Genomic DNA, 4,810 nt, shown 5'->3' with positions numbered 1-4,810 from the left:
GGGTGGCGCAGACGCCCTCGTCGAGGTTCCGGTGCTCGAGGGTGATCGAACCGGGATCGGGCGCGTCGACGTCGTCGGTGGTGAGCCCGCCGAGCGCGCACCACGCGGCCCACCCGCCGTCGAGGATTCGCACGTCGCGCACCCCGGCGGTGCGCAACAGCCACCAGGCGCGGGCCGATCCGGCGCGGTTCCAGTCGTCGTAGACGACCACGGTGTCGCCGTCGTCGACACCCCACCGGCGCAGCGACGCTTCGAGCGCAGCCGCGGACGGCACCGGATGCCTGCCGCGGCCGGTCACGGTGTGGTCGCTCAGGTCGGTCTCGAGATCGACGTAGACGGCGCCCGGGATGTGCCCGGCGGCGAACGCGGCGCGTCCGTCGGGTTCGGTCAGCGACCAGCGGACGTCGAGCACCCGGACGGGATCGTCCGAGGCGAGGAGGTCGGCGAGGTCGGTCACGGAAACGAGGGTCATGAGATCAGTCTTCCTCGTCGACGTCGACGCCGTACCGGGCGACCAGCGCGGCGAGGTCGTCGTCGTAACCCTGCCCGACCGCGCGCAGCCGCCACCGGTCCGCCCGCCGGTAGATCTCGGTGAGCACCAGGGTGCGTTCGGTGGTGCCCGCGTCGAGGACGAACGTCGCGGCGGTGGTGTCGTCGCCGTCCACCGTGACCGACACGGCGCCCAGGTCGCCGAACGTGCGGTCGCCGCCGATCGCCGCGGCGATCGCGATGCGCCGGCAATCCTCGGGCAGCGCGGCGAGGTCGAGACGCACGCACTGTTCGCTCGGCCCGTCCACGGTCAGTTCGACGACTCCGTCGTCGACGATCGGGTTGTTGTAGAACACGAAATCGTCGTCGGTGTCGACCCTGTCGTCGTCGCCGAGCAGGAACGCGACCACATCGACATCCGGTTGGGCGGCCCCGGCCCGATCGGCACCGTCGTCGGCCTTCCACGCGATGTTCACGGCCCACGAGAAGTTCGTCGCGGGCAGGTCGATGACCTCCCCGCGGGACAGCACGGGCGCGGACAGTTGCGCTTCACGGCGCATGTGCGGCGGCACGACACCCCGGTCGACGGCGGCGTCGACGTCATCGCAGGTGAGGACCGGAAGCTGTCGTGCGGTGACGCGCGGCATCCGCTTGTCGTCGTGTCCGCCGTCGAGGACCAGCACGTCGGTGACCGCGGCGGTGAAGTTCAACGCCGGCCGCGCACCGAGTTGGATGATGCGTGAACGCATCAGCACCCCGTCGAGGTGGGTGCCGCCGAGCAGCAGCACCCGGCGCCCCGACCACAGCTTCGGTTTCTGCCCGGCCAGGATCCACGTCCGGGCAGGAACCTCGGCGGGCGGTTCGACGGCGGGCGGTTCGAGGGCCTGTGGTTCGAGGGAGACGGGTGTCTCGAGGTGCGGGCCGGGTTGCGGCATCACATCGACGACGGTCGCGATCTTCGGGACTCCCGGCACGACCGTGGCAAGCAACCGTTCGAGGTGCGGTTCGTCGATGATCGGCAGCCCCAGCGCCATCGCCTTGCGGACCTTGGCGGTCTGCACGATCGGATCGTTGCACACCAGCACGCTGGTCTGCCTGCTGACCTGATTCATCACGTCGAAGCCCGCGGCGGTCAGTCGCGCGGCGAGGGCAAGCCGCGGGGCGCCGGTCGTGCCGCTGACGACGATTTTCATGCCCTGGACGAGACCGGTGTCGGTGAGGCGGCCCGGGTTCTGCCAGTCGCACACCGCCCGCGGCACCGAATCCGGGTAGACCGCCACGCGACCGCGACAGTTCACGACGGGCAGCGGCAGTTGCAGGCTGTCCGCGAGCGCGGCACTGCGGCGGAACACCTCCGACAGGACCCGTGCGTCGTCGTAGGCGTCGTGTTCGCGCAACTGCCGCACCTGCCAGTGCCGCGCGAGGGTGGCGAGCCGGAAGTTCGGAACGTCGAGTTCGAGGCGACGCGACAATGCCATCGTGCACAGCCGCTGCTGCACGGGCAGCGACGTTCCGGCACGGCGGAACTCGGCGTCGAGGAAGCCGTGGTCGAAGGTGGCGTTGTGCGCGACGAGGGTGCCGCCGTCGAGGATCTCGGCGAGGTCGCCGGTGATGTCCTCGAATCGTGGTGCGCCGGCGAGTCGTTCGCGGGTCAGATTGTGGATGTGGACGGGACCGGGATCGCAGCCCGGATTCACCAGGGTGGAGAACTCGCGTTCGACGGTGCCGTCCGCGCCCAGTACCAATGCGGCGACGCTGAGCACCCGGTGCGCGTTGGGACGCAACCCCGAGGTCTCGACGTCCACGACGACCCATCGATGATCGCGTGGCAGCGTCGTCGTGTCGGTGTCGGTCACGGGTGTCCTCCGGCTCGTCGTCTCCGGCCGGGTTGCGCCCGGCGTGGGGACATTGTGACCGGACGGTCCGACACGATCGACGCCGCCCCCGATGCCACCGGCCCCGGTCAGAGGAGCGGGAGCCCCGCAGTCAGACGCTCGACCGCCAGGACCTGACGCGGAATGTATTCGGCGATGGTGAACCCGACGACCTCCGCGCTCCGGGCGACATCGGTGATGAGCCTCCGGACCTGTTCGGTGGTCAATCCGTCCGGTTCCATACCGAGGCCGAAGATCTCTTCGTTGCTGTCGACGACGTCGACGTCGAGGTGGATGGCGACCCGGCTGCAGCCGGTGCCGGAGAGCCAGGCAAGCAGCGCGTCGCTCGAGTCCCGCAGCGTGTCGGGGCCGAACGATGTCAAACCCCACTCGGCGACGTGCGGGTAGTCGTCGTCGGTCCACGAGTGCAGACCCGCCAACGCGACGCGCGATGCCGGTATCGTCGCGGGCAGTGTGGCCACGACGTCGGGGTCACCGTGCCCGAGCAGAGTGGACACCGCCATCGCGTGATAGCCGTGGTAGTCGCTGGTCGGGAGCCCGACGTCGGGGTGTGAATCGACCCAGACGACGGCGAGGTCGTCACCGTATTTGTCGGCCAGCGCGGTGAACGGCGCGACGCTGACCGAGCATTCGCCGCCGAGCGTCAGGATTTTGTCGGCGGGGTGCTCCGCGATTACCCGGAACGCGGAGTTCAGTTGGGTGACGACGGTGTCCTTGGCATCGACACCGTCACGTTGCTCGAGACCCCTGTCGTCCATGCCGACGGGAACCGTCGCGCTGGGGCCGTCGTGTGGTGGGAGGATCGCGTCGAGGACGGCGGTGCCTACGGCGTAGCCGCGGCGGGCCTGGTCGAGGGGGATCCCCGGGGTGAGTTCGGCGACCATGTCGCGGGTGGCGCCCTGCCACTGCGGCCACACGAGTCGAAGTGTCGTGGGGGTTGTCGTGGGGGCATTGGTGTCGGTCATTTGTGTGCTCCTTTCCGTCGATGCGGGGTACCCGGCGCGCCGAACCGCACGCATCTCGTCGACCAGTCTTGCCGCGACGGTCGCCACGACGACAGGGTCCTGCCGAAATCGACGACGGAAGGGCCGAAATTGACGAAACCCCGGCCGGTACAGCACCGCACGGATCAGACAGGACCCGATGCTTCGGCGCGATACCCGGCGGGCGAGCTGCCGAATTCCCGGCGGAAGGCACGACCGAACGTGGATGCGTCGAGGAAACCCCAGCGGGCGCCGATCGTCGAGACCGGAGTGGATATCCACCGTGGATCGGCGAGGTCCGATCGGGCGCGCCGCAGCCGCTCGCGCCGCAGAAATGCGGCGGGCGAATCGTCCGGAGCGAACAGGGCGGTGAGCCCGCGCACGGATATCCCGTTGGCTGCGGCCACCCGCCCCATCGTGATCGAGGGGTCCGCCAAATGTGCGAGAAGGTACTCCTGGACGGCACGTCGGCGCGTGTCGGCCGAGAACGACCGGGAACTGAACTCGGCGGTCGCGGCGATGCCGGCCGCGCTGCGCAACAGGTCGGTGGCGGCGGTCGCCACGCCGTCGAGGCCCACCGCTGTGTCGGATCCACGGTCGGCGGTCATGTCGTCGGCGAGGAGGCGGAAGACGCGAAGCGGCGCGAGATCCATGCTCAACGGCCGGAGGCGGATGTCGCCCGCGGTGGTTCGGTGCGGTAGTACTTCGTGCCGGGGGATCATCGCCACGATCTGCTGCCCGCTGGTGTCGCTGATCGAGTACGGCACCGACGGATCACAGAATGTTGCGCTGCCTGCGCGAAGTTCCAGTTGCTGCCCGTCCTGCTCGATCCGGGCCCGTCCGGACAGTTCGATGAGGAACAGCAGATCGTCCGACGGGGCGGCCGCGACGAGGCGGCGTGATCGTGCCAGCCCGGACGGCGCCGAGTTGAGCCCCGCGATCCGGACGCCGCGACCGACCGCGGCCACGCGTCCCGAGGCGGCGAACCGTTCGGGGACAGCGAGGAGCGAGAGCGGGTAGAAACTCTAACTGACGAAGTGCTCCCACTGTCCCGAATCGGTGACCCGGAACTTTTCCACCCGGCCCAGTGTAGTGCCGCCCCCGATGCCGCTCAGCGGAAGGCATCGCCCTTCGTCGACGCTGCCCGGACCCGTTCGACGATCCGGTCGTGCAGCTTCGACGCGGTGCGCCACCGCATGGCCAGCCGGTCGTAGTCCATGTTGTGTTCGGCGACGATGTCCTTGAGTTGTTCGAGGTCCAGGGGCGCCAGCCGGGCGCGCAGACCGTCTTCGCCGTCGGCCCGGTACACCGCGAACGGGTCGAACGGACCCGCGGACCGCTTGCCGCGCCGGGCAGGTGTCTTCTTCGCAGCCGGTGCAGGACCGGGCGCAGCCGCTGCCGGCTGGGGCGCCGATGTCGGTGCGGCGACCGGCTCCCCTGCCG

The 4,810-nt window shown here is 69.8% G+C and carries 4 protein-coding genes and 2 pseudogenes; all 6 read right to left on the bottom strand.

What is annotated here, in order from left to right; genetic code table 11:
- The coding region (locus WAX14_RS04325) for a sulfurtransferase (protein ID WP_422626854.1) at positions 1-472 on the bottom strand (472 nt) is incomplete at its 3' end.
- Between the two features lie 4 nt (positions 473-476).
- Positions 477-2,345 (bottom strand): TerD family protein, encoded by a 1,869-nt coding sequence (locus WAX14_RS04320; RefSeq protein ID WP_422626853.1) that lies wholly within the window; start codon positions 2,343-2,345, stop codon positions 477-479.
- 107 nt (positions 2,346-2,452) lie between these two features.
- Positions 2,453-3,349, bottom strand: a complete 897-nt coding sequence (locus tag WAX14_RS04315; protein ID WP_422626852.1) for an arginase family protein — start codon at positions 3,347-3,349, stop codon at positions 2,453-2,455.
- Between the two features lie 164 nt (positions 3,350-3,513).
- Positions 3,514-3,783, bottom strand: coding sequence for a helix-turn-helix domain-containing protein (locus WAX14_RS04310; RefSeq protein ID WP_422626855.1), 270 nt, complete (start codon positions 3,781-3,783; stop codon positions 3,514-3,516).
- A gap of 126 nt (positions 3,784-3,909) precedes the next feature.
- Positions 3,910-4,350, bottom strand: a pseudogene (locus WAX14_RS04305) (hypothetical protein); the annotation flags it as partial.
- 128 nt (positions 4,351-4,478) lie between these two features.
- Positions 4,479-4,810 (bottom strand): annotated as a pseudogene (locus WAX14_RS04300) (hypothetical protein); the annotation flags it as partial.

This window comes from Rhodococcus sp. (in: high G+C Gram-positive bacteria) (genome assembly GCF_049299235.1).
GTDB lineage: Bacteria > Actinomycetota > Actinomycetes > Mycobacteriales > Mycobacteriaceae > Rhodococcus.
The sequence above is the reverse complement of the archived record's forward strand: the minus strand, read 5'-3'. Positions and strand labels throughout refer to the sequence as shown.